Origin of the sequence: Gallintestinimicrobium propionicum, assembly GCF_025567525.1 — a bacterium.
Taxonomy (GTDB): Bacteria; Bacillota; Clostridia; order Lachnospirales; family Lachnospiraceae; genus Gallintestinimicrobium; species Gallintestinimicrobium propionicum.
In genome coordinates, this window is sequence record NZ_JAOQJY010000004.1 from 75,363 (window position 1) to 99,302 (window position 23,940).

At 50.9% G+C, this 23,940-nt stretch carries 22 protein-coding genes; 4 read left to right on the top strand and 18 right to left on the bottom strand.

Annotated features, from left to right (window positions below; all coding sequences use genetic code 11):
• The gene (locus OCV62_RS04415; protein WP_262585343.1) at positions 1 to 873 is read right to left on the bottom strand and encodes a S1 family peptidase; all 873 of its coding nucleotides are present in this window, start codon (positions 871 to 873) and stop codon (positions 1 to 3) included.
• A gap of 324 nt (positions 874 to 1,197) precedes the next feature.
• On the opposite strand from OCV62_RS04415, the gene OCV62_RS04420 reads away from it, so the two are divergent.
• Positions 1,198 to 3,132 carry a glycosyltransferase family protein gene (locus OCV62_RS04420; protein WP_262585344.1) on the top strand — a complete coding sequence of 645 codons (1,935 nt, stop codon included), beginning with the start codon at positions 1,198 to 1,200 and terminating at the stop codon, positions 3,130 to 3,132.
• A gap of 39 nt (positions 3,133 to 3,171) precedes the next feature.
• Entirely contained in the window at positions 3,172 to 3,432 is a 261-nt protein-coding gene (locus tag OCV62_RS04425; RefSeq protein ID WP_262585346.1) for a hypothetical protein, read from the top strand.
• A gap of 149 nt (positions 3,433 to 3,581) precedes the next feature.
• Here the strand turns inward: OCV62_RS04425 and argS are convergent, their stop codons facing one another.
• The 3 genes from argS to OCV62_RS04440 form a co-directional block, all read right to left on the bottom strand.
• Positions 3,582 to 5,351: an arginine--tRNA ligase gene (argS, locus tag OCV62_RS04430; protein ID WP_262585348.1), complete on the bottom strand. Its 1,770-nt coding sequence runs from the start codon at positions 5,349 to 5,351 to the stop codon at positions 3,582 to 3,584.
• A gap of 14 nt (positions 5,352 to 5,365) precedes the next feature.
• Positions 5,366 to 6,559 carry a UDP-4-amino-4,6-dideoxy-N-acetyl-beta-L-altrosamine transaminase gene (gene pseC, locus OCV62_RS04435; protein WP_118496444.1) on the bottom strand — a complete coding sequence of 398 codons (1,194 nt, stop codon included), beginning with the start codon at positions 6,557 to 6,559 and terminating at the stop codon, positions 5,366 to 5,368.
• 141 nt (positions 6,560 to 6,700) lie between these two features.
• Positions 6,701 to 7,819, bottom strand: a complete 1,119-nt coding sequence (locus tag OCV62_RS04440) for an alpha/beta hydrolase (RefSeq protein ID WP_262585351.1) — start codon at positions 7,817 to 7,819, stop codon at positions 6,701 to 6,703.
• A gap of 539 nt (positions 7,820 to 8,358) precedes the next feature.
• On the opposite strand from OCV62_RS04440, the gene OCV62_RS04445 reads away from it, so the two are divergent.
• Positions 8,359 to 8,562, top strand: coding sequence for a hypothetical protein (locus OCV62_RS04445; RefSeq protein WP_262585352.1), 204 nt, complete (start codon positions 8,359 to 8,361; stop codon positions 8,560 to 8,562).
• Positions 8,563 to 8,569: 7 nt separating this feature from the next.
• Here OCV62_RS04445 and radA read toward each other — a convergent pair whose 3' ends face one another.
• The 4 genes from radA to OCV62_RS04465 are packed head-to-tail and all read right to left on the bottom strand — an operon-like array spanning position 8,570 to position 13,207.
• Positions 8,570 to 9,937: a DNA repair protein RadA gene (radA, locus tag OCV62_RS04450; RefSeq protein ID WP_262585353.1), complete on the bottom strand. Its 1,368-nt coding sequence runs from the start codon at positions 9,935 to 9,937 to the stop codon at positions 8,570 to 8,572.
• Positions 9,938 to 10,348, bottom strand: a complete 411-nt coding sequence (locus tag OCV62_RS04455) for an endosialidase (protein WP_117960600.1) — start codon at positions 10,346 to 10,348, stop codon at positions 9,938 to 9,940.
• A 39-nt stretch (positions 10,349 to 10,387) separates the two neighbouring features.
• Positions 10,388 to 12,829, bottom strand: a complete 2,442-nt coding sequence (locus tag OCV62_RS04460) for an ATP-dependent Clp protease ATP-binding subunit (protein WP_262585354.1) — start codon at positions 12,827 to 12,829, stop codon at positions 10,388 to 10,390.
• 3 nt (positions 12,830 to 12,832) lie between these two features.
• On the bottom strand, positions 12,833 to 13,207 hold the full coding sequence (locus OCV62_RS04465; RefSeq protein WP_021915937.1) for a GntR family transcriptional regulator: 375 nt from the start codon (positions 13,205 to 13,207) through the stop codon (positions 12,833 to 12,835).
• A 106-nt stretch (positions 13,208 to 13,313) separates the two neighbouring features.
• On the opposite strand from OCV62_RS04465, the gene OCV62_RS04470 reads away from it, so the two are divergent.
• Positions 13,314 to 13,451 carry a hypothetical protein gene (locus OCV62_RS04470; RefSeq protein ID WP_262585355.1) on the top strand — a complete coding sequence of 46 codons (138 nt, stop codon included), beginning with the start codon at positions 13,314 to 13,316 and terminating at the stop codon, positions 13,449 to 13,451.
• A 20-nt stretch (positions 13,452 to 13,471) separates the two neighbouring features.
• On the opposite strand, the gene OCV62_RS04475 is transcribed toward OCV62_RS04470, so the two are convergent.
• The 10 genes from OCV62_RS04475 to glgB form a co-directional block, all read right to left on the bottom strand.
• Positions 13,472 to 14,623 (bottom strand): SH3 domain-containing protein, encoded by a 1,152-nt coding sequence (locus OCV62_RS04475; RefSeq protein WP_262585356.1) that lies wholly within the window; start codon positions 14,621 to 14,623, stop codon positions 13,472 to 13,474.
• 117 nt (positions 14,624 to 14,740) lie between these two features.
• Positions 14,741 to 16,021 (bottom strand): phosphoribosylamine--glycine ligase, encoded by a 1,281-nt coding sequence (gene purD / locus OCV62_RS04480; protein WP_021915935.1) that lies wholly within the window; start codon positions 16,019 to 16,021, stop codon positions 14,741 to 14,743.
• A 52-nt stretch (positions 16,022 to 16,073) separates the two neighbouring features.
• The gene (purN, locus tag OCV62_RS04485) at positions 16,074 to 16,700 is read right to left on the bottom strand and encodes a phosphoribosylglycinamide formyltransferase (RefSeq protein WP_117960604.1); all 627 of its coding nucleotides are present in this window, start codon (positions 16,698 to 16,700) and stop codon (positions 16,074 to 16,076) included.
• Entirely contained in the window at positions 16,694 to 17,719 is a 1,026-nt protein-coding gene (gene purM, locus OCV62_RS04490; protein WP_262585357.1) for a phosphoribosylformylglycinamidine cyclo-ligase, read from the bottom strand. The genes purN and purM overlap by 7 nt, the downstream gene beginning before the upstream one ends.
• 31 nt (positions 17,720 to 17,750) lie before the next feature.
• Positions 17,751 to 18,257, bottom strand: a complete 507-nt coding sequence (gene purE / locus OCV62_RS04495; RefSeq protein WP_021915932.1) for a 5-(carboxyamino)imidazole ribonucleotide mutase — start codon at positions 18,255 to 18,257, stop codon at positions 17,751 to 17,753.
• Between the two features lie 287 nt (positions 18,258 to 18,544).
• Positions 18,545 to 20,608, bottom strand: coding sequence for an aminopeptidase (locus OCV62_RS04500; RefSeq protein ID WP_262585358.1), 2,064 nt, complete (start codon positions 20,606 to 20,608; stop codon positions 18,545 to 18,547).
• Complete coding sequence (locus OCV62_RS04505) at positions 20,605 to 20,922, bottom strand: DUF6142 family protein (protein ID WP_262585359.1); 318 nt, start codon at positions 20,920 to 20,922, stop codon at positions 20,605 to 20,607. Before OCV62_RS04505 ends, OCV62_RS04500 begins: the two co-directional genes overlap by 4 nt.
• Before the next feature lie 84 nt (positions 20,923 to 21,006).
• Positions 21,007 to 21,159, bottom strand: a complete 153-nt coding sequence (locus OCV62_RS04510; RefSeq protein WP_021915929.1) for a hypothetical protein — start codon at positions 21,157 to 21,159, stop codon at positions 21,007 to 21,009.
• Between the two features lie 15 nt (positions 21,160 to 21,174).
• Positions 21,175 to 21,852, bottom strand: a complete 678-nt coding sequence (gene pyrE, locus OCV62_RS04515; RefSeq protein WP_118762788.1) for an orotate phosphoribosyltransferase — start codon at positions 21,850 to 21,852, stop codon at positions 21,175 to 21,177.
• 118 nt (positions 21,853 to 21,970) lie between these two features.
• The gene (gene glgB / locus OCV62_RS04520; RefSeq protein ID WP_262585360.1) at positions 21,971 to 23,740 is read right to left on the bottom strand and encodes a 1,4-alpha-glucan branching protein GlgB; all 1,770 of its coding nucleotides are present in this window, start codon (positions 23,738 to 23,740) and stop codon (positions 21,971 to 21,973) included.
• Positions 23,741 to 23,940 lie beyond the last annotated feature (200 nt).

A 23,940-nucleotide genomic window follows, 5' to 3' on the forward strand; every position in this document is an offset into this window, starting at 1 on the left:
TCACGAGCCAGCGCTCTGCGCTGCCAGTTCAATCAGACACTTCTGAAATTCTGTCAAAATCTCCCCATAGGGAACTGCCCAGCAGGTGCCGTAGGTATCACCACCGGAAATACTCCCAACCCAAATCCCATTCTGCGTATAAACCGCGCCGCCGCTTGAACCGTAACTCGTTTCCGAATAGAACTGCAGCACATTCTGACCCGGATTGTTCGGATAGATGACGGACAGCTGATCCAGAACGCCGATACAGCTGGCAGAACTCGGGCTGTCCAGAGAGCTCACGGCAACAAGTGCGTCGCCTGTTTTCATTCCAAGCGCGGACGCGTCCGTTCCGGCTGCCGGGGTAATCCCGCCCAGCACTTCCTCCGGCAGCTGGCTGTATTCCACCGTCAGAAATCCTGTGTCTGTCTCGGTGCTGCGATACAGCACAGCAGCGCTGCATCTTGTTCCGTCCGGCAGAATCACTTCTGTATGGTTATGTTTTAAGCAATGCGCTGCTGTCGCAATATAAATTCTGCTGCCGTCCATCACCAGCACCACGCCGCTTCCGTCCGACCGGCGGATCAGTCCGAGTTCATCTACATCACTGTAATTGATCACGGATACGTTATGAGATTTCGTCATGACGCCGACCACATCTGCGACTGGCTGCAGCGCTTTGGAAACCGTCTGTACCTGCTCCTGTGAGGTGAGCCGATGCAGGTTCGCCGCTTTCGTCCCATATGCCGGCGCACCGTAGTCAGAGGTTTCTGTACTTTCCGCCTGCGCTGCAGGCTCTGCCGCTGCTGCCGTCATCGGTACAGAGCTTATCATCATCGAAATTGTAAGCAGCAAACCCGCCGCTGTTTTCCAGACGTTCGTTTTCTGAATCATGAAAAGAAACCCTCCCCATTCTGCAGGAGTCTTGCCCAAGGCAATCGTATACCAGGCATCCGGTTCTGCCCTCCTGCAAAATCTGACCAAACTACTTCTTTTTCCCAATTGTCCTCTCTGCTGCCCTGCCTGTCAAGAAAAATTTGCTCTGTTGTGTTCCCATCCCGGCGAATTTGTTCCGGGCACTGCGTTCTTTCTTAAACTATCGCTTATTTTTGTTCGTCGAAGTCCACCAACAAATTGCTATTCAAGTTGAAAAATTTTTTAATTCCGCTATACTTACTGTTAGAAAATAGCTTATTTTATAACGAAAGAGGACATTTCATGCATACATCCAGAAAAAATCTATTCCTTTATCTTCCGATCCTGATTTTATTCCTGGCGTCGTTTATCTGGGTTTTGAAAGCGCCGGATCATTTTTCGTGGTCGGCGGATCTTTATCTGAGAAACGATGACACATCCGTCCTGTCCCAGCTTTTTTACAGCGACAATGACGAACTTTCGCAGGACAACTCCACTGATGGAACCCGGGACGGTAACATCGTCACCTTTTCCGGTCTGCCCGATCTGCGTAGTCTTACCTTATTTCGGTTTGACCCGACGAATACCCAGGAATCCTATCGCGTCACACACGTCGGCTTTTTTCTAAACGGAGAAGCTTTTTTCACAATGAATGCCGCCGATCTGGAAGCCCAGGCTTTCCCCGTCAACGCCTCCTGGCAGTTAAACGGGGAAGAGCTCGTTTTCACACCGCAAAATCCCGACAGCAGCTTTTTGCTTTCTGCTGACAGTATCCGGGAGGCTGCCGAAAATGCGGCTGCAAAGCTCCACGTTTTATATGTGCGCCAGCGCTTTTTCCTTGCCCTGTCCATCGCGCTGCTGCTCTGTGTGCTTTTATTTTTCCGCAATGGTATCGCTTCTTATCTGAAAACGTTGTTCCTGCCGGACAGCTCCGGGCACTTTGACTGGTTTGCCCTCATCAGCACGGCGGTGATTGCAGGTGCACTGCTCGTCGTCTGTATCATCGGTTTGTTTTCTGCCCTCGGTCTGCATCCCGACGAATGGGACGTCAAAGCCTGTCTGGATTACGGCATGACGCACTTTCTGCCGCCCGATATGCGGGATCCCGCTGTTGCTCAGACCTATAGCGGCTACGGTTACACCAAGCTGGAAAATTACACCTGGTACTTTTATCTTGCCGGAAAGATCGCCCTGCTTTTTAAAACGATGTTCTGCAGCCTTGCCTACTACCGCGTTCCGAACCTTTTGCTGTTTGCTGCCCTCGCCTTTTATTTTGTCCGGAATATCCGTCAGAAAAACTGGCTCATGGTCGCACTCGGAATCTGCGTCCAGTCCTGGTACATTTTTTCCTATACGACGGCAGATGCGCTGGATTTTACCATCGCTTTCGCGATCACCTGCCTGCTGTGCAACCCGCAGAGTCTGCTTTATCGCACCGTAGAAAAGAAAAAATTATGCCGGAGAGATATTCCTGCTTTTCTTCTTTTAGGGCTTTTGTTTGGCAACATCGCCCTCGGAAAGCAGTGCTATCTCGCGATTCTGGCGCTGTCCTTCTTCGTCCTTTTGCTGCGGCTGATCTGGCAGAAAGACCCCTTACAGAAAAAAGTGCTCTGGCGTAATTATCTGATTATTGTGGGCGTTTTTCTCGCCGTCTTTGCATTCCGGGCTGGCTTTGACATCGCGCACTACGGTACGGAAAAATCCCAGGTCAAGGAAGCGGTCGCCATCCAGTACGCCGACTACGACAAAAATCCGTCTACCCCGACCGAAGAGCTGAACCCGTCCTGGCATATGTACAGCCGCGGCTATACGCTTTCTGACGTCTTTGCCGAAAACCCGGACTGGTTTGCCATGAGCTACAAGAGCTTTTGCGGACTTTTACAGGATCACGATACCGGCGCGTGGTACTACTGGTGCATGGGGCTGCTCTATCTTACACTGTTTGCAGGAATCGGAATCGCCACGTTCCGACAACCTGACAATCTGCAGGGCAAAATCCGTTTTGTTATCTGCACGCTGCTGATGGTGGGTGAGCTTGCTGCATCCATTGTAAACTCCTGGCTGATCGAATCCATGGCTCAGGGACGCTATCTGCTGCCATGTATTCTGATCGCCGGATACCTTGCAAGCACCGTCCCGGAGCTGTTCCAGAAAAAAATCTACCGCACACTGCTTAGTATCGCCGGAATTTTATCCGTCGGCTACTTTGGACTGGTCGGTATCCCGCTGTTTTTCTAAGCTCTGCAGAAAACTGCAGCACTGCCATTGGAGGAAACTATGATCTCACCGGAAATCATTCATGTGAACTATATCAAAAAGGAAGCACAGACCGGAAGCTACTGCGGCATGCGATATCGGCTTTCCAAAGGAAAAAATGAAGAGGGGGACTGTATGGACGTCACGATCTGGCCAGAGCCCTTCTGCTTTGTCAAAACGCCCGCCGAGCAAAAGACAACAAAACAGTTTCCCCTGACCCAGGAGGGCTGTCTGGAAGCTGTCGCGTGGTTAAACGAACAACATAAAAGCCGCAGCTGGTAAAAACCAGCTGCGGCTTTTTTTATCGTATAAAAGACTTCGTTTCTATACGATAATTCCACTCTGCAAGGACGCATAAGCGGCTGAGTGAAATTATGTTGCTTATGCAATCCGCCGCAGACTTAAGAAGCCTGCGGCGCGGGATTTCATTTTTACATTCTGTCAGGTGCGGAGAAGCCCAGTACATCGATGCAGGTTTCCAGCACTTCTTTGGTCAGCTTCAGCAGTGCAATCCAGCCTGCCTGCTTCTTCTGATCCTCTTCTGCCAGAATCTTTGTCTCATGGTAAAACTTGTTGAACGCGTTCGCCAGATCATAAATGTACGCGCAGATCTTATGGGGCGCAGTTTCCTCACAGGCACTGTCCATCATTGCATTGAAGCTGCACAGCTGACGCATCAGATCTTTTTCGGAAGCGCCCTGCGCCTCCTCCAGGCACAGGTTTTCCAGGCTCTTTCCCTGCTCCTGATACTTGGCAAGGATCGATTTAATACGCACGATTGTATACAGAATATACGGACCCGTGTCTCCCTCGAAGGAAGTGAAGCGATCAATATCGAAGATATAGTCCTTAGAAGCCTGATTGGACAGATCTCCGTATTTGATTGCGGAAAGACCGATGATTTTGGCGATCTTTCTTGCCTCTTCCTCAGACAGATCATGACGGCTTTCGGATACCTTACGGTACATTTCCTCGTCAATATCGCGGATCAGGTATTCCAGACGCATAACGCCGCCCTCTCTCGTCTTGAAGGGCTTTCCGTCCTTGCCGTTCATCGTGCCGAAACCAACATATTTTAACTCTGTTTCAGGTGTTACCAGCCCCGCCTTTTTCGCTACACGGAACACCTGTACAAAGTGCATCTCCTGACGCTTGTCCGCAAGATAGATCAGGGAATCCGCATGCAGATTCTCCATACGGTCCACGATTGTTGCAAGGTCTGTCGTTGCATACAGCGCCGCGCCATCGGATTTTAAGATGATGCAGGGCGGCATTTCCTTCGTATCGGTATCCTCTTTAACATCTACAACCAGCGCGCCCTGGCTTTCATACGCAAGGCCGGATTCTTTTAAACGACTTACCAGTCCCGGAATGAGCGGGTCTGCATCGGATTCTCCCTTCCAGAGATCAAATTCCACATCCAGGTTGCTATAGTTTTTTTTCAGATCGGCTACAGATACCGCAATAATATGCTTCCACAGCGCGCGGTAGCCACGGTCACCGCTTTGCAGGCGCAGCGTTGCTTCCAGCGCTGCCTCCTTATACGCAGGATCTTCTTTGGACTTGCCGCTCGCTGTCGGATAGATTTCTTCCAGCTCAGATACGGTAAAGGGAGCCTCCTGCGGATATTCCCCGGTAAAGCTTTCATCAAAATAAGGCAGCTCGGGCTTGCGTGCTTTTAACTCGGTAATGATCAGACCCATCTGCAGTCCCCAGTCGCCCAGATGGACATCGCCGATAACCCTATGTCCTTTGTAACGGTTGATCCGCTTGATGCTTTCGCCGATGACTGCGGAGCGCAGATGACCGACGTGGAGCGGCTTTGCAACGTTGGGACCGCCGTAATCGACAACGATGGTTTTTTTCTTTTCGGGAGGCTCTACGCCAAACTTCTCCGCTGCAGCCATCTCCTTTAAATATTCACAGACAAAACTGTCCTTTACTTTCAGGTTCAAAAATCCGGGCGCAACCGCAGATACTTCAGAAAATACTGCGCTGTCCGTCAGCTTTTCCGCTACGTCGTTGGCGATCATGATCGGGGCTTTATGGTATTTTTTTGCGCCCGCCATCGCGCCGTTACACTGATATTCGCACAGATCGGGACGGTTGGACACGGTTACGCGTCCCAACTGTGCCTCATAACCTGCAGCTTCAAAGCCTTTTCCCATCTCTTCGGAAATGAGCTCCAAAAATTTCTTCATGTTCGTTCTCCAATCTATCTCCTGTAATAAGCGAGCACTTTTTTAATCGCAGTGATGACGCTTTCCACGTCCTCGTCTGTCATGCTGTAAAAGAGCGGGATGCTCATCACATGCTCATACAGGTACTCCGCATTCGGGCACAGTCCCTTGGGATAGCCCAGCTTTTCATAATAGGAATGCCAGTAAACCGGCAGATAGTGCACCTGTACATGCACATTTTCCGCATACAACGCATCGAAAAACTCTCTTCTGGTGCAGGTCAGCAGCTCAGGGTTTAACTGAATGACATACAAATGGCGTGCCGTCTTTGACTCCGGGATCTCCCGCTGCAGCACAAGCTCCGGGCACTCTGCAAATGCTTCGTTGTAGCGTTTTACAATCTGAGTTCTTCTTTCGATAAAACGGTCCAGCTTGTCTAACTGGCTGAGCAAAAGCGCCGCCTGAAAATCTGTCATCCGATAGTTATAGCCGAGCTCAACCTGTTCATTGTACCACTTCGCATCGGTCGGATGTACCATCTCATCCGGATTTCTCGTAATTCCGTGAGAGCGCAGCCGAAGCAGCCTGTGATACAGCTTCTCATCGTTGGTCGCAATCGCGCCGCCTTCTCCGGCTGTTACGGTTTTGACCGGATGAAAACTGAAGGTTGTAAAATCTGCGATGCTGCCGACTTTTTTATTTTTATACTGTGTGCCGATCGCATGCGCCGCATCCTCGATCAGCATCAGATTATGCTCCTTGCAGATCTGACGGATCTCATCCAGCTCCACTGCCTGACCGGTAAAATCCACCGCAACGACAGCTTTGGTCTTTTCTGTGATATGGCTGCGGATGCTCTCCGGGTCGATGTTGTAGGTGTCACGCTTTACATCAGCAAATACCGGCGTTCCGCCGCAATACAAAATGCAGTTGGCGGAAGCAGCAAACGTCAGGGGGGTTACGATTACCTCATCCCCTTTCGTAATGCCCGCCGCCATCGCAGCCAGATGCAGCGCCGCCGTTCCGTTGCTGACCATAACGACATAGTTTGCCCCGGTTACTTCGCACAAACGCTTCTCCAGCTCTGTCACCTTCGGTCCACAGGTAAGCGCATCGCTGCGCAGCACATTTGCAACCGCTTCTATGTCCGCATCATCAATATACTGGTGCCCATAGGAAATCGGTGTCTTCCGAACCGGCTCCCCGCCAAAAATTGCTAACTGTTCCATTCTAATCTCCATTTCGCTCAAAACTGTGCAAACTATGCCCGTCTGCATTTCTTCTATCATACCACCCCGGCGGTCAATACGCAACAAGTCTTGCTTTCATATCGTCGGCAGGAAAGCAAAACTTCTGCCGGTTCTCCTTTTTTACAGGACTTTTTCCCCACTGTCATAAAATTCAAAAATCATTTCCAGATACGGCTGCAGGACGCTGTTTGGCGCGCGGTAAATTTCATGCCGGATATCGGGCACAACCACCAGCTGTCCATCTGGGATCCTCTTGATAAACTCTTTTTGTGCTCCGGGCGTTACGAGCGTATCTTTTCCCGCCTGAAATAAAAGCACCGGCGTCTTCACCTTTTTCGCCTGCTTTTTGCTGATGACAAATTTTCCGGCATTGATCGCTTCCCTGCCCCATTCATAGCTTCCCGAAGAGGTCTGGCAGCTTTCATCCTCCCGCCGCTTTTTCATATAATAATCATGGCGCGCTTCGGAGCTGCAGGACGCATCCGCAAAAGACTCTTCCGGATCAAAAGTGCCCTGTGTGAGCAGACGATCCTTCCCATTGCCTCCGAACACTTTAAAATCACACAGCACCCGCGCTGCCCATGACGGCACGCCGCCCAGATTTACTCCCAACATCGGTGCATTCAGAACCGCTTTGGCAAAATCCTCAGGGTACTGCTCCAGATAAAATGCGCCGATACAGCCGCCCATGGAATGTGCGTACAGATACAGCGGCAGATCTTTTGCCATCGGCTTCACCACTGTTTTGACGAACCGGTGCAGATCTTTTACATATCGGGAAAACAATCCAATGTGTACAATTGTGTGATCTTCCACTTCACGCATGGATTTTCCATGCCCTCTGTGATCCATAATCGCCACCTGATATCCCTGCAGATAAAAATAGTAAATCAATTCATGATATTTCAGGCAGGACTCTGTAAAGCCATAGCTGATCACGATCGTCCCTTTTTGTGTCTCCTGCGGATACAGTTCATAATACAGACCGCCCGTCTTAGCTGTTTTTTTCTGAGCCACACCGTCTTCTGGTGCGTTCTCGGACTTTTGCGATGTGCTGTCTGCCGATGCCGCATCACGCTCCTGCGATTCACTGCCTTCGGGCGCGACCTCCATCCACCCGCAAATCTGAACCTGTTTCAGAAACGGCTCTACCTGGCTGTCCATTTCCTGTTCCAGATTTTCTTCTGCGATACACTGCATTCTGCAGGAATTATTTTCCTTTAAAACCGTTTTTTTCATTCGTATTCTCCATATAAAATATAAAAAGAATGTGCCTTAGTATATTTTTGCGCCGAGGCGCGGTTGCTTCGGCAACCATCTACCCTTGCGTCGAGTGTGCATCCTCGCGGAGCGTTTTTTATTGTATAGAAACGAACTTTCTTATGCAACAATAGAATGCACGCTCTGTGAGCATTCTATTGTCATGAACAAATAAAAAACCTGCTGACACGAAATCAGCAGGTATCGAATCTTTGTGGGGGGATGGCAGGACATCCTCCTTGCGGAAAACATCCTGCCTGATTTTGTGGGTTGATAACTTCTCAACTTGATCATATTGTATCGCACCACTGTATCTTTTGTCAACTACTTTTTCAAAATATACCTTGCAGTTCACTCGTACCTTTTTGTAAGCAGATTTTCATGCGAGCATGAAATCTGCCCCCAAACGGTACGAGTGAACTGTAACAATAGAATATTTTCCCCAAAAAAGATATATACTGATCCCAAAAGCTTTCCTATCGCTTTTTAAATCCAACAATGAAAAGGAGGTTTTTGTCATGTATCCTGTAATTCCAGAATCAGACCGTCCTTCTGACCTTGCGGATGACTGCATCCTCTCTCCCGACGGTGTCAATCCGGTTTCCAAAAACGACGAAGCGCCGTCTGAAAAAAATCTGTTCGACGACAAGATCGCGGTATATCCTGTTCCGGGTGCGACCCTTCCGTTTTATTTTCCGGGTTATCCCAACCAGCCGCTGTAGGGCGTTCTTACAGCTCCCGCGCGGCGTCGGCAACACTGCGGACACCGACTAATCGGATGCCGGAAATTTTCGGCATTTTTTCGAGACAGACCTGGGGGAGGATACAGGTTGTGAAACCGAGCTTCTGCGCCTCCCTCACTCTCTGCTCCGCCATCGAAACGGCGCGTACTTCCCCGCTCAGGCCCACTTCCCCGAAGGCGACAACGCCCTCCGGGACGGGGCTGTTTTTGAAGCTCGACATGATTGCCATCACGATTCCAAGATCGATGGCAGGCTCTGTAATCCGAATGCCGCCCGCCAGATTGACGTAAGCATCACACCCCCCGATCTGCATGCCAAGCCGTTTTTCCAATACCGCCATCAGCAAATTGACGCGGTTAAAATCCGTTCCGGTCGTCTGACGGCGTGGAATGCCAAAATTGCTGTGGCAGACGAGCGCCTGAATCTCCGTGAGCATCGGACGAGTCCCCTCCATTGAGCAGGAGACGACCGAGCCGCTCGCGCCGGCAGGTCTGCCATTTAACATGAATTCCGACGGGTTTAACACCTCTGTCAGCCCCTCTTGGCGCATCTCAAACACACCGATCTCATCGGTTGAGCCAAAACGGTTCTTGACACCCCGAAGGATTCGATAAGATGCATGTCGGTCGCCCTCAAAATACAACACCGTATCCACCATATGCTCGAGCACTCTGGGACCTGCAACCGTTCCCTCTTTGGTCACATGGCCGACGATAAAAATCGAAATACCGAGCCCTTTTGCCAGCCGCAGCAAAACACCAGTCGATTCGCGCACCTGCGACACGCTGCCGGGCGCCGCGCTGACCGCTTCATTGTACATCGTCTGGATGGAGTCAATGATGACGATCTGAGGCTTTTTCTGCTGGATTACCTCCTCAATCCGATTCAGGTTCGTCTCACAGAACAGCTCCAGCGTGTCCGAAAAATCGCCGATCCGCATCGCGCGCATTTTGATCTGGCGTAAGGATTCCTCGCCTGATACATACAAAATGTGCTGCTTTTTTAACGAAAGGTTCCTGCACATCTGCAAAAGAAGCGTCGATTTGCCGATACCCGGGTCGCCGCCGACCAGCGTCAGCGAGCCGGTAACGATTCCGCCGCCCAGTACCCGGTCGAGCTCTCCCATCCCGGTTTCCGTGCGTCTTTCCTCTTCCATCGAAATTTCATTCAGCACCGCCGGAGCGCTCTGCACCCCGGACAGCACCTGCTTTTTCTCTTTTCCGCCTGCGGACACGGAAACCGGTTCCTCTACGAGGGAGTTCCACGCCTTACAGCCCGGACACTGCCCCAGCCATTTTGCCGTTTCATAGCCGCATTCCTGACAGAAAAATCTGGTTTTTATTTTGGTTGCCATTTATTTTGAAATTTCTACCTTTACTTCTCCGATTCCAGCAAGCTCCACGCTCACATTCAGCTTTCCGCCAAGGTTCGTGCGCATTCTGCCCGCATCCTCACCGTTGATTTTCACATCATATTCCGTATCTTCCTCCAGACCGAGTGTGATCTGCGCGTCCTCTGTGCCCTCTACCGTGAAGCTGACGCCATTTTCGCTCTCCGCAAAATGCTCTACGCTCGTGCCGGGCACAGATTCATAGACAAACATGCCGTTTCTTTCCAGCTTGGTAATCTCTTTAAAAGTCTTTACCTTGTACTCATCGCCGCCAGCCTCAAAGCCCTCCTTCTTGCTCTTTTCCTGCAGAAGATGATTACCGAAGCTGATCTTTCCGTCTGCTTCTGTTCTGATGAGTTCTGCTACTGCTGCCATTCTTTTGTCCTCCTGTCCGCCTTTGCGGCGGTTTGCTGTTTATTTGTTTTTGACGCTGAAAACAACTTTATTCTCGCGGAAGCCTGCACTCACATGATCGCCGGATTTTACCCGTCCCGACAGAATTTCTTCCGCAAGTGCGTCCTCGATCAGCGTCTGAATTGCTCTCTTTAACGGTCTTGCACCCATTTTCAGGTTGCTGTATTTTTCTACGATATGCTCTTTCAGAGATGGTGTCAGTGTCAGGCTGATATCCAGCTGCGTCCGGCAGCGCGTAATCAGGCTCTGCGCCAGCAGATTGATAATTCGCTTCATATCGTCTTTTGTCAGCTGATGGAATACGATCGTTTCATCAATCCGGTTTAAAAATTCCGGTTTGAACAGGCGTTTTACCTCTTCCATCACGCCGGATTTCATCTTTTCGTAAGTCTTTTGCGCATCTTCTTTTGCCGCAAAGCCGAGATTTTTGGGCTCCACAATCCGCTGTGCACCGGCGTTGGACGTCATGATGATGACGGTATTTTTGAAGCTGACCTTCCTGCCTCTGGAATCCGTGATATGCCCATCGTCCAGCACCTGTAGCAAAATATTGAAAACATCCGGGTGCGCTTTCTCGATTTCGTCGAATAAAACCACCGAATACGGATTTCTGCGAACCTTTTCAGAAAGCTGTCCGCCCTCGTCAAAGCCGACATAGCCCGGAGGCGAGCCGATCATTTTCGAAACAGAGTGCCCTTCCATATATTCCGACATGTCCACGCGGATCAGCGCGTTTTCTGAACCAAACATCGCTTCTGCCAGCGCCTTGGAAAGCTCCGTCTTTCCGACACCTGTGGGACCGAGGAACAAAAACGAACCGATCGGTCGTCTCGGATCCTGCAGTCCGACTCTGCCGCGGCGCATCGCCCGCGCAACGCTCGATACGGCTTCTTCCTGTCCGATCACGCGCTTGTGCAGAATAGATTCCAGCTTTAACAGCCGTTCGCTCTCTTTTTCGGTCAGGCGGCTCACCGGAACCTTTGTCCAAGTGGAAATGACCTTTGCGATATCCTCTGCTGTCACCTCTGGCTGCCCCTTTTTGCGGCTCTTTTCCTGCCGTTTCTGGTGCTTTTCGTAACGGGCGAGTGCCTCCTTTAGCCTTTGTTTTAGTCTGGAGGCCTCCTCCAAATCCTGATCGCGAATCGCCTGCTCCAGCTTTTCGTCCAGCGTTTTGATTTCCTTTGCCTGGTCTGTTGCCTCGTCAGTCGTCTGCATCCGCTGCAGGCGCACCGCAGCAGCCGCCTCGTCCATCACGTCGATCGCCTTGTCCGGGAGCTTCCGGTCGTTGATATAGCGATTGGAAAGATGTACTGCGGCCTCGAGGGCTTCCGGCAGAATCTTTACTTTATGATGCTCTTCATATCTGGAAACGATTCCCTGTAAAATGCCGATCGCCTCTTTTTCCGTTGGCTCTTCGACCGTAACCGGCTGAAAACGGCGTTCCAGAGCAGCATCTTTTTCGATATATTTGCGGTATTCTTCCAGCGTTGTCGCGCCGATCAGCTGAATCTCGCCGCGCGCAAGGGACGGCTTTAAAATGTTGGAAGCGTCAATCGCCCCCTCTGCGCCGCCTGCACCGATCAGTGTGTGCAGCTCATCCAAAAACAGTAAAATATTTCCGTCGTCTGTCACCTCACGGATGACCTTACGAATTCGCTCCTCAAATTCGCCGCGGTATTTGCTTCCCGCGATCATCCCGGACAGATCCAGCATCAGAACCCGTTTATCCTTTACCGTATCCGGCACGCTGCCCTCCGTAATCCGAAGTGCAAGTCCCTCGACGATCGCCGTTTTGCCGACACCGGGTTCTCCTACCAGGCACGGATTGTTCTTCGTCCTGCGGCTTAAAATCTGAATCACGCGCCCAATCTCCTGATCGCGCCCGACAACCGGATCGAGCTTTCCCTGTGCAGCCAGCTTCGTCAGATCCCGGCTGTAAAGCTCCAGCGTCCCGGTCTGGCTCTTTTTTTGCCTGCGTCCCAGCTCTTCGCGGTACGCCGTAGGGTCCAGTCCTGCTGCCAGGAGCGTATCCCGCATGATTTTCTGCAGCGGCAGCGACAGCGTCTGCAGCACCCGCACTGCAACATTATCCCCATCTCCTAAAAGCGCTAACAAAATGTGCTCCGTTCCGGTCAGCGCGCTGCCTGCCTTTTCCGCCTGTCTGTGGCTTTCCTCCAGAACTTCCTCTGCCCGGGGGGAATAACCGTCCCGCTCTATGACCGGATTGGGCGTCTCCGGAGCCAGCAGATCCTGAATCATTTCCCGGATCGCCTCTTCTTTTGCCCCGTTTTCCGTCAGAACCCTTGATGCCACGCCGGTTCCTTCTTTGATCAGGCCCAGCAGGATATGCTCTGTCCCAACATAATTCTGATGCAGGCTTTTTGCCGCCCGCCCTGCCAAAAGCAGGGCAGTTTTTGCCTTATCCGTAAACTGTGACTGCATCTGTTATAGTCCTCCATACTCTTCATAAATCTCATCTATCAAAGCATGTACTTCCTCGCGGGAAATATTCCGACAACTTGCCCGTGCCAGAATGACCCGCAGCGACTCCCGCATCTGCTCCAGATCACTGATCCGATCTGCATCAATCGCAATCACTGCGCCGCGGCGTCTGTCCACCTTGACGAAGCCCTCCTGCTTGAGCACGGTATATGCCTTATTCACTGTATGCATGTTAATCCCAATGGATTCTGCAAGCTGCCGCACGCTCGGGAGGGACTCTCCCTCCTTGAGCCTGTTTGTCGCAATCCCGACAATGATCTGATTGCGCAGCTGTATATATAACGCTTCTTCGCTGTTAAAATCGACTTCCAGAATCATGCTGATCTCCCATCCATTTTCTCTTTAAAGTGTTCTAGAAACACTATAACAAGAATCCTGAAAATAGTCAACAATAGCATGCACGCGCTGCGAGCATGCTATTGTCATGAATAAAACAAAACACCCGGCACTGCTGTTTCCTGTGCTCCCGCCAGACAGCGGGCAGTTTGCAGCAAAAGCCGGATGTTTTTTATGGATTCACGGCAATAGAATGTTCGCAGAACGTGCTTCTATTGTTTTCTGAATGCTTGCTTTTTGGAAGATTTATTTCAGGTCAAGGAATTCAAATTCGAGATCGTCATCATCCAGGAAATTCCTGGACTGCCAATCTTTGGATTTGCCCTTTTTGCGGCGCGGACGTTCTTCTTCCTCTTCCTCGTCCTCATCCTCGTCATCCTCGTCTTCATATTCGTCGACTCTGGGGCGACGGACAGGCTTCTTTACCGGAGCCTTCTTTGCCGGACGGCGGCGCGGACGCTCTTCTTCCTCTTCCTCGTCCTCATCCTCGTCATCGTCTTCGTCCTCGTCGTCATCCTCTTCTACATAACGGGCAGGCTTTTTGCGGCCAAAGCGGCGCGGACGTTCTTCTTCCTCTTCCTCATCCTCATCGTCGTCTTCGTCATCCTCGTCGTCCTCTTCGTCATCATCATAATCGTCATAGTCTTCATACGTGCTTCTGACTTTGATGATCAGGATTGTTACAACGATAATCAGAACTACGATTACAAACGCCATCAGAATAACGACAAAGCGCATGCTCTTTGCGGTCTGGTCGATGGTCGCCTGGTTGTTCTTGTTGGTCTCCTCTGCATTCAGCAGGTCACTGACCTGATATCTGGTTCCCATAGTATTATCATGCAGATACCATGCACTGCTGCCGCTTCCGTCATCCTCAAAGGCGACGGAATAATCTGCGGAGTTGTCTACGATCGGCTCCTCCTCCGGTTCCTCCGTCTCCTGAGTTTCGTCAACAGCCGGCTCTGCTGTCGCCTCCGACACATGTGCCTCTACCAGATCGGAACGGATATATCCGCTTACATTATCAAATGTTACTGCATACCAGGTCTTGCCGTCGCTGCCCTGTGTCTCGCCGGTAACGGTCAGCTCCTGTCCGCTGGCTGCCTTACCTGCAACGCTTGCGCTGGTGGAAGCTTCGCTTCTGATATTAACGCTGGAAGAGGTTACGGTTGCGCTGGTAACGGTTCCTGCAGCAGCTGTCCCTGCTGCGTTATCCTCTGCGGCTGCATCAGCATTTCCGTCCTCTGCAGCATTGGTGTCGGTTGTTGTGGTCGTTGTCGTTCCGCTCGGGGAAGAGGTCAGCGGTACAGCGCCGACTTCCATTGTGGATGTAAATAAAAATACCGCAGCAAGTGCACATCCCAGCACAGTGCTGAACTTGGTCGTCCATTTCATCATTCTAGTTTACGTACCTTTCTGATTCCGATCCGCAAAGGTCTCTGCGGACCTTTTCTCTTTTCCAAACTCCTCAGCCAGGCTTCCGATTTCGCCTGTCGCCAGTGCTCTATCGGTATATTATGCTTCGTCGATCGCTTTACCGATATCGTGTCTCATATATTTGTTGGCAAAATTGACCCATTCGGTCGCTGCATACGCTTTTGCGCGCGCTTCCTTTAAGGTAGGCGCTTTCGCCGTGATACCCAGCACACGTCCACCGTTGGTCAGGATCGTCTTTCCGTCTTCTGCAAACCTGGTTCCTGCATGGAAACAGAACACATCGTCTTTTCCGTCAAAGGCTTCCAGGCCGGAAATCGGGAGTCCCTTGTCGTATTTTAACGGATAACCGTCCGATGCCAGCACAACACAAACTGTCGCATTGTCTTCAAACTCCAACTTGAGCTGATCGAGCGTACCGTCGATACATGCCTCGCAAACGTCCAGAATGTCGTTTTTCATACGCGGCAGCACAACCTGCGCTTCCGGATCACCGAAGCGGACATTATATTCCAGCACTTTCGGGCCGTCAGGTGTCAGCATCAGGCCGAAGAAAATTACACCCTGAAAGGTGCGTCCTTCCGCAGACATTGCGTCGACGGTAGCCTGATAGATATATTTTTTACAGAACGCATCAACCTCTTTTGTATAGAACGGAGACGGGGAAAAATTGCCCATGCCGCCGGTGTTCAAGCCCTGATCGCCGTCCTTTGCGCGCTTGTGATCCTGGGCAGAGGACATGATCTGGATGGTCTTTCCATCTGTAAAGGACAGCACGGAAACCTCGCGTCCGGTCATGAACTCTTCGATGACCATCTTGTTGCCGGCTGTGCCGAATTTCTTATCTGTCATAATCGTGCATACGCCGTCTTCCGCTTCTTCCAACGTGCTGCAGATTAAAACGCCTTTTCCAAGTGCAAGGCCATCCGCCTTTAAAACGATCGGGAATTTCGCTTTGGTATGCAGATATTCCAGCGCATCCTCTGCCTTGTCGAACACTTCATAGGCAGCCGTCGGAATGTTGTATTTTTTCATCAGTTCCTTGGAAAATGCCTTGCTGCCTTCCAGAATCGCCGCATTTTTGCGAGGACCGAATGCACGGATCCCGGCTGCCTCCAGCTGGTCTACCAGGCCCCCGACAAGCGGATCATCCATGCCGACGATAACGAGGTCGATCTCTTTTTCCTTTGCGAACTCGGTCAGACGGTCAAATTCCATCGCGCCGATCGGAACGCACTCTGCCAGCTGCGCAATTCCGGCGTTGCCGGGCGCACAGTAAATCTTCTCTGCTTTCGGGCTCTTTGCCACACTTGCAGCGATCGCATGCTCTCTGCCGCCGCTTCCTACAATCAGAATTTTCATATGAACCTCCATATTTTCAGGCGTTTTCGCTGTTATGCGATGCAATTTTGCATCACGATGCGATAATCGTCTTTCCATCCACAACGGTTACTCTGCCCTGCGCAATCAGATCGATGGCCTGGGGTAAAATTTTCCATTCCGCTTCCTCCATGACCCGCTGCTGCAGACTCTTGGGTGTATCGCCCTGCTGCACTTCAACCGCCTTCTGTAAGATAATCGGACCGGTATCCATTCCGCTGTCCACAAAATGCACCGTCGCGCCGGTCACTTTTGCACCGCGCGCAAGCACACCCTCATGGACATGCAGACCGTAAAAGCCAACGCCGCAAAACGCAGGGATCAGCGACGGATGGATATTGATAATCTGATTTGGGAACGCTTCGATCATCTCTGCCGGAACAGCGACTAAAAATCCTGCCAGCACGATCAGATCCGGCGCGATTTCCTTTACCTTTTCGGTCAGGGCATGATTGAATGCCTCTCTGCTCTCGAAAGATTTCGGAGAAAGACAGATTGCTTCCACATTATGCTGCCGCGCACGTTCCAGCGCATATGCGCCCGGGTTGTTGCTGATCACCGCTGCGATTTCGGCATTGCGGATTTTTCCCGCGTCAATCGCATCGAAAATCGCCTGCAGGTTCGTACCTCCGCCGGAGACACAGACCAGAAGCCTTAACATAAGGTCACTCCCTTTTCGCCTGCTTCGATGGTGCCTACCATATAAGGGGTATCGCCTGCAGCTTTCATTGCTTCCATCGTCTTATCCACATCGGCGGGATCTACTGCAACGATCATACCCAGGCCCATGTTATAGGTGTTATACATCATATGCTCTTCGATATTGCCCTTTTTCGCCATCAGGGTAAAGATCGGAGGAATGGGATAGCTGTTTTTGTTGATCACCGCATGGGTACCCTCTTTTAACATACGGGGCACGTTTTCATAAAAGCCGCCGCCGGTGATATGGCTGCATGCCTTTACGGTTACGCCGGCTTCTTTGACTGCCTTTAACGCCTTAACATAGATGCGTGTCGGAGCCAGCAGGGTCTCGCCCAGGGTTGCGCCCAGCTCATCATAATAGGTATTTAAGCTTTCAACGGTCATGTCGAATACCTTACGAACCAGAGAGAAGCCGTTGGAATGCACGCCGGAGCTTGCCATGCCGATCAGCACGTCACCGGGCTTTAAGTTTTCACCGGTAATCAGGTCTTTTTCATCCACTACGCCGACTGCAAAACCAGCCAGATCGTACTCATCCTCCGGCATCAGTCCGGGATGTTCTGCTGTCTCGCCGCCGATCAGGGCAGCTTCCGACTGTACACAGCCTGCGGATACGCCTTTTACGATCTCTGCGATCTTCTCGGGAATATTTTTGCCGCATGCGATATAGTCCAGGAAAAAGAGCGGTTCGCCGCCTGCGCACGCGATATCGTTTACGCACATGGCAACGCAGTCGATACCGATGGTATCATGCTTGTCCATAAGAAAGGCGAGCTTGATCTTGGTTCCGACACCATCTGTACCGGATACCAGGGTAGGCTTTTCCATATCCTTGATCTTTTCCAGGGAAAATGCACCGGAAAAACCACCCAGTCCGCCAAGCACTTCCGGACGCATTGTCGTCTTTACATACTGTTTCATCAGTTCCACCGATTTGTATCCGGCTTCAATATCCACTCCAGAACTCTTGTAATCCATCTGATCCTCCATATCGTGCCTGTGCACCTGTTTATTTTGTGTAGTTGTGATAGCCGCATTCCTGCAGCTTTGCATCCTTTTTCAGTACGCCGTCTTTCATCTCTGCGCTGTAAGCCTTGAGCTTTGCAAGAAGCTCCGGATCGGAAACCGCTAAAATCTTCGCCGCCAGAATACCTGCGTTTGCACCGCCGTTGATCGCAACGGTCGCCACCGGGATACCGGAGGGCATCTGAACGATGGAATACAGGGAATCCCTGCCTCCCAGAGACGTCGTGTGCATCGGGATACCGATCACCGGCATCGGAAACAATGCAGCGCACATACCCGGCAGATGAGCTGCCATACCGGCGCCGGCGATAATCACCTTTACGCCCCGCTCCTCCGCGGTCTGTGCATATTCAAAAAAAGTATCGGGCATCCGATGTGCAGAAATAATCCGCATTTCATAGGAAATACCGAATTTGTCCAAAATCTCAGCTGCTTTTGCCATTACAGGCATATCGGAATCACTGCCCATTACAATACTGACCTGTGCCATGTGCTTTTATCCTCCTGTCAAAATATGTCGCAACTTATCAATCTACAGTGTACTAAACTTTTTTGGCAGATGCAACCTATTTTTGTATTACAGTTCACTCGTACCTTTTTGAAAGCAGATTTCATGCTCGCATGAAATCTGCTTTCAAAAAGGTACGAAGGGAGCGCCATTTTATGAGCAAAAGGAGCTGCAACGCAGCGGAGAGCGTCGAAGACGCGTTTTTGCGAATGGCGCGGGTGAACTGTAACGCACCTTCCCGCCAATAGCGCGGGTGAACTGTAAGATGTTTATCCCTGATACAGCGGCAAATTTAATTCTTCCGTGCCGTCCAGTACGAAAAATCCGTCCTTGATCAGCCCAATCCTGGTGCCGTCTGCACATACCGCTGTTACCTCTGCCAGCTCTGCGTACGGGATCGTAATATCTGTGTGGCAGTTAAAATATGCCTTTTCCGGATCGGTATGACGAAGCGCGGACACCTCGTTGTCCCGCGCGATGATCGCCTTGCCATCCGGATTATAGGTCATGCGGTCTTCTTCATAGCTGTAGCAGGTATCACCCACTGCGAAGTGGGGGCCGGTCTTTTCTGCAATCAACACCGGAAGCTTGTCATTGATTTCATAACGGCGCGCTACCATATAAGCAGTCGTGTTCGTACCAATAGCAAATTCGCCGATCGGCAGCGTATCATGATGATACAGCACACCATCCTGCAGCAGCTTTTCGTTTTCCGCTTCCTTTTCGAAGTTACGGCAGGTGTATTTGGTAATCATGCCATCCCTAAACTGCAGCTCCAGATCGTTATACTGCATACCGCGCAAAAACGTCTGCGGTACATGTAAAACGCCTTCTGTTCCGGTCAGCTTCGGAGAGGTGAACACTTCCCCAACCGGAATGTTGACATCCGCCACGCAGTTTTCGAAATTCGTTTCCTGCGCAGGGTTGTTGAGCGTATGGAGCATGACCTTCATATCGGTGTGGTTGTCGCCGCGTCCCTTGATCTCCACCCACGCTGCCTTATCCAGCGCATCGATCAGGTGCTGCTGAATCGTCTCGTAGGTCTTGTAATCCAACGTATTGATCTTTAATACTTCGTCGAAAATCTCCGGGAAATGCTCGCCGATGCCCGGAACCGGGAACGCGATACAGGTAAAGCTTCTTTCCTCCGGGTCGATATATTCGTTCGTCATCGCACCCGCCTGGCTCTGATATTCGACATACAGCTTCTGCTGTTCGACCGATAAGGTGAGCAGATGCTCCTTGCTCGCAGGCTCGAAGGGCTCTTCGCCGAATGCTTCGATGACAGCGGGACCTGCATGGACAACCGCCATATCTTTGTACTCTTCCCACGCATTTTTGCGGCATTCCAGCATCCTGTGGACATATTTTTTGTCCAGGTACAGTGCCTTATCGTTTTCATGGTCATAGTCGAACTGCCGGTTCACTGCACCGCCGAAAAATCCGAGCCGGAACACTCTGCGTCCCTCTGCAAAGCTCGCAGGTGTGCGGGCGATGACAGGCTCTAAGCCCATTTTTCTGAAGTTTTCAATTGCAGCTTTTACGACACGCTCAAAGCCCAGAGGATAACGGATCTGGACGGATTTCTTTTTGTCCAGAGGCTTCTTTGCCAGCTCAAAGCCCTTGCGGAAGCCCTCCGTGTAGGTGTCTGCGATTTTCTGAATTTTTTCTTCCGGCAGACCATTCAAATGCTCTGCCAGCTTCCACTGGTCATCCGCGATATATTCCCCGAACCAGAACAGGTAACGGATATCAGACAGATCTGCGTTTTCGATGATGTCCAGCGCAAATCTCTGTCCCCAGTCCACGGTATGGCGGATCGCATGCTCTGCAGTCAGCTCCGCATAGTCGCTTGCAAACCAGTAGAAAATATCCCGGATCCGGGAATACTCCGGTGCTTCTTTTGTCTCCTCGAAGCTTTCTGCAAACGCACAGTAAATTTCGACAAACAGCTCCAGGCGGATCGTGATGCCTTCCAGATCCTGTTCATAAATGAACGCAGGCAGGCTGCGCAGCTCCGCCGCAACTGCAGAAAGCAGCTGTCCAAAGGTTTCGCCAAGCTGTGCATACGCCCAGTCAGGGTTTGCATAGCTCGTCTCATAATTGCGTCCCATCAGGTCGATGAAGCAGCTTTCGTTGTGCCGTTCCAGCTCTTGCAGAGAGGCTTCCCGCATCGCCCCGGACGCTATCCATTTGTATTCTTCGAGCAGGACGCCCAGGTAGTCTGCGTTTTCTGCAAAATAGCGTTGAAACTGCTCCGGCATCCGTTTTTCTTTTTCGATTTCCAAAATACGCTGTGAGGCAAGCTCAAACCGTTCTTCCATTACTGTCATAATCCATACACTCCTACTGCCACAATCCCCCCGATCCCCAACAGGGTCAGGGCGTTCAACACAATGCCAATCCAGGCGAACAGATAAAATTTATCCTCTTCCAGCTTCGCCATAATTCCAATTACCAGACCTGCCACAGAAAAAATCAGGCACAGCAGTGTCACCACGCCGTAGCGCACATATGCCGTCCCATGATTCTGCCAGGTAAAATAGACGGTCAGGAAAACAGAAATCAGGGACATTGCCCCCAGCATTGCTGACAATATCCCCTTTTTGGATTCCCTCTTATCGGTAAAAATGTAATGCCTGCGCACGCCGGTCTCCTTTCCGAAAAGCTTCGCTTACGCAGTTCCCTATCTGTAACCGGGAACTGCGTAAAAATTCCATTTCCTGCATTCTCAGAAAATCAGTTTGCCCCGGTGTGCCAGCTGTCTTGCGCCGTTTACGATCAGCAGCACGCCGCTTGCAATCCCGGAAACCAGCACAACCGCGCCGACCGCGATATTCAAAGCGCCGCTGCCGCCCAAAAGCTTATAGGTCTTTTCTTCCATATTGGTTGAACCTCCTTATTTTGCACCGTACTGCGCGTAATAAGCGTCGATCGCAGCCTTTAAGGTATCATCAATATAAACCTGTCCCTTGTAGGGCTTGTTATACAGATATTCTGTCACCTCTGCCATGCTTACGATGGCATTGGCGTCAAAACCGTACTTTTCTTTGATCTCTTCCAGCGCGCTCTTCTCAGAAGAAAGTCCGCGCTCCATGCGGTTTAAGGAAACCATCAGTCCAACAATTTCCACATCTGCCTGTGCTTTTAAGATCGGGAAGGTTTCTTCGATGGACTTGCCGGAGGTCGTTACATCCTCAATAATAACAACGCGGTCGCCATCCTTTAACTTGCTGCCCAGTAAAATACCAGTGTCGCCATGATCCTTTACTTCCTTACGATTGGAACAGTAACGGATATCCTTGCCGTAAAGCTCGCTGATGGCCATCGTCGTCGCAACGGTCAGCGGAATGCCTTTGTATGCGGGTCCAAACAGCACGTCAAAATCCAGTCCGTAGTTGTCATGAATCGCCTTTGCATAATATTCGCCCAGTCTGCGCAGCTGTGTGCCAGTCACATAAGCGCCCGCATTCATGAAAAACGGGGACTTACGTCCGCTCTTCAACGTAAAATCGCCAAACTTTAAGACATTGCTGTCCACCATAAATTCGATAAATTCCTGTTTATACTGTTCCATTTCTTGTATTCTCCTTCGTTGCAGTGCATTGAAAATGCCTGTGCTTTGTTATGAATGCAGCGCGATCGCCTGCAGGTACAAAAAGATAATGTTAGTATAGCATTGCAAGACAGGTTTTTCAACCGTTAACTAACAGCACTGCGCTAAAGGGCGAGAGGTCTAATACACAGCTGTTCTCATATACCAGTTCTTCCCGTTTTTTGCTGCCGCCAAAGCACTCCCAATCGCTGTTAAGCAGCACGCGATAGCTGCCGTCTTTCTGCAGCGGTACGGCATAGCCGTTTTGCGGCTGAGCGGAAAAATTGAATACGCCGATCACGGTCTGGTCGCCCGCCATTCTCTGCATCGCGTAGATCACGCGCCCCTCCTGATGGCAGTCCAGCCAGATAAAACCGTCGCGGTTAAAGTCCTTTTCCCAGAGCGCCGGATGATCGAGATAAAGGTGATTCAGTTCCTTCATATAATGATAGAACGCTTCGTGAATCGGGAAATCCAGCAGGTTCCAGTCCTGCTCCCGCTTTTCATCCCATTCCCGGAACTGCCCGATTTCATTGCCCATGAAATTCAGCTTTTTACCCGGATGCAGCATCATATAGGCGTACATGGCGCGTGCCTGTGGGAATTTCCGTTCGTAATCGCCGTTCATCTTCTGCAGAATCGTCGCCTTTCCATGCACTACCTCATCGTGGGAAAGCGGCAGCAGATAATGCTCGTTATACGCATACATCATTGAAAAGGTCAGCTTGTGGTACGCTTCCGTGCGCGCCGACGGATCGAGCTGAAAATATTCCAGCGTGTCGTGCATCCAGCCCATGTTCCATTTTAAATCGAATCCAAGTCCGCCCTGATCAGCGGGCGCCGTTACGCCGGGGAAATTCGTAGAATCCTCCGCCGCCAGGATACAGTTCGGAACGCGCTCTTTCAACCCTTTATTCATAAAACGGATAAAGTCAACTGCATTACCGTTTACGCCGCGCCGTTCATCCCCCTGCCAGTAAATGATCCGGCTGATGGCATCCATCCGGATACCGTCAAAATGAAACTCCTTCATCCAGTAATACGCCGCAGACTGTAAAAAGCAGCGCACCTCCCCACGGGAATGCATAAAATTACAGCTTCCCCATTCACTCACTCCAACATCCCTGCTCGGATATTCGTACAGCTCTCCGCCATCGTAACGTTTCAAACCGTAATCATCTGTGGCAAAGTGTACCGGTACAAAATCCAGCAGCACATAAATTCCATTCTGATGCATCTGATCCACCAGCTTCTGTAATCCCTCTGCCGTACCATACCGGGCAGTCGGAGCAAAAAATCCCGTATTCTGATATCCCCAGCTTTCATCGCAGGGATGCTCGCTCAGCGGAAGAAATTCCACACAGTTATAGCCGCTTTCCTTCAGATACGGGATCAGAACCTCTCCCAGCTCCTCATAGGTATACCAGTCGGTCTGTCCTGTACCCGGCTTTTTAAAGGAGCCAGCATGTACCTCATAAATATTGAGGGGCTTCGTGCTGATATCCTCCCGATCCTTTAACCATTTTTCATCGGTAAATGCATAACGGTTAAGATCCCGTACCACTGATTTATGTGCCGGGCGAAGCTCCATTCCAAACCCGTAGGGATCACAGTGCTCCTGGCAGGAACCATCCCTGTGCCAGATACGGAATTCATACAGGTCCCCTTCTTTTACCTGGTCCAGTGTAATTTCATAAAAGTTGCCGTCATGCACCCGCTGCATTCCGTGTCCCTGTCCGTTTAATACAAGCTCCACGCCCGCTGCAGAGGGGGCAAACGTCCGAAACGTCGTGCGCTCCTTCGTGTAATGGGCACCCAGATATTTATAAGCTTCAAATTCCTGTCCGGTATAAAATCCGTAAAAATCCATGTTCTTCTCCCTTTCTTCTCTCTCCGTCCGCAAAGATCATTTTTTGCAGCCTGCTTTTCTGATCTGCAGTTACAGCTTCCTCGCGCCATTCGCAAAAGCGCGTCGTTGATTTTCTTGACGGGTGTCTATTTGCGCCGTATACTGATGATATTATCATACCAGCCGGAGCGTTTCCGGCACAATCGACAATCCTGCCCCTT

Coding starts and splice junctions, on each gene's coding strand:
- OCV62_RS04415 (WP_262585343.1), bottom strand. CDS start 873: ATGATTCAGAAAACGAACGTCTGGAAAACAGCGGCGGGTTTGCTGCTT.
- OCV62_RS04420 (WP_262585344.1), top strand. CDS start 1,198: ATGCATACATCCAGAAAAAATCTATTCCTTTATCTTCCGATCCTGATT.
- OCV62_RS04425 (WP_262585346.1), top strand. CDS start 3,172: ATGATCTCACCGGAAATCATTCATGTGAACTATATCAAAAAGGAAGCA.
- argS (WP_262585348.1), bottom strand. CDS start 5,351: ATGAAGAAATTTTTGGAGCTCATTTCCGAAGAGATGGGAAAAGGCTTT.
- pseC (WP_118496444.1), bottom strand. CDS start 6,559: ATGGAACAGTTAGCAATTTTTGGCGGGGAGCCGGTTCGGAAGACACCG.
- OCV62_RS04440 (WP_262585351.1), bottom strand. CDS start 7,819: ATGAAAAAAACGGTTTTAAAGGAAAATAATTCCTGCAGAATGCAGTGT.
- OCV62_RS04445 (WP_262585352.1), top strand. CDS start 8,359: ATGTATCCTGTAATTCCAGAATCAGACCGTCCTTCTGACCTTGCGGAT.
- radA (WP_262585353.1), bottom strand. CDS start 9,937: ATGGCAACCAAAATAAAAACCAGATTTTTCTGTCAGGAATGCGGCTAT.
- OCV62_RS04455 (WP_117960600.1), bottom strand. CDS start 10,348: ATGGCAGCAGTAGCAGAACTCATCAGAACAGAAGCAGACGGAAAGATC.
- OCV62_RS04460 (WP_262585354.1), bottom strand. CDS start 12,829: ATGCAGTCACAGTTTACGGATAAGGCAAAAACTGCCCTGCTTTTGGCA.
- OCV62_RS04465 (WP_021915937.1), bottom strand. CDS start 13,207: ATGATTCTGGAAGTCGATTTTAACAGCGAAGAAGCGTTATATATACAG.
- OCV62_RS04470 (WP_262585355.1), top strand. CDS start 13,314: ATGAATAAAACAAAACACCCGGCACTGCTGTTTCCTGTGCTCCCGCCA.
- OCV62_RS04475 (WP_262585356.1), bottom strand. CDS start 14,623: ATGATGAAATGGACGACCAAGTTCAGCACTGTGCTGGGATGTGCACTT.
- purD (WP_021915935.1), bottom strand. CDS start 16,021: ATGAAAATTCTGATTGTAGGAAGCGGCGGCAGAGAGCATGCGATCGCT.
- purN (WP_117960604.1), bottom strand. CDS start 16,700: ATGTTAAGGCTTCTGGTCTGTGTCTCCGGCGGAGGTACGAACCTGCAG.
- purM (WP_262585357.1), bottom strand. CDS start 17,719: ATGGATTACAAGAGTTCTGGAGTGGATATTGAAGCCGGATACAAATCG.
- purE (WP_021915932.1), bottom strand. CDS start 18,257: ATGGCACAGGTCAGTATTGTAATGGGCAGTGATTCCGATATGCCTGTA.
- OCV62_RS04500 (WP_262585358.1), bottom strand. CDS start 20,608: ATGACAGTAATGGAAGAACGGTTTGAGCTTGCCTCACAGCGTATTTTG.
- OCV62_RS04510 (WP_021915929.1), bottom strand. CDS start 21,159: ATGGAAGAAAAGACCTATAAGCTTTTGGGCGGCAGCGGCGCTTTGAAT.
- pyrE (WP_118762788.1), bottom strand. CDS start 21,852: ATGGAACAGTATAAACAGGAATTTATCGAATTTATGGTGGACAGCAAT.
- glgB (WP_262585360.1), bottom strand. CDS start 23,740: ATGGATTTTTACGGATTTTATACCGGACAGGAATTTGAAGCTTATAAA.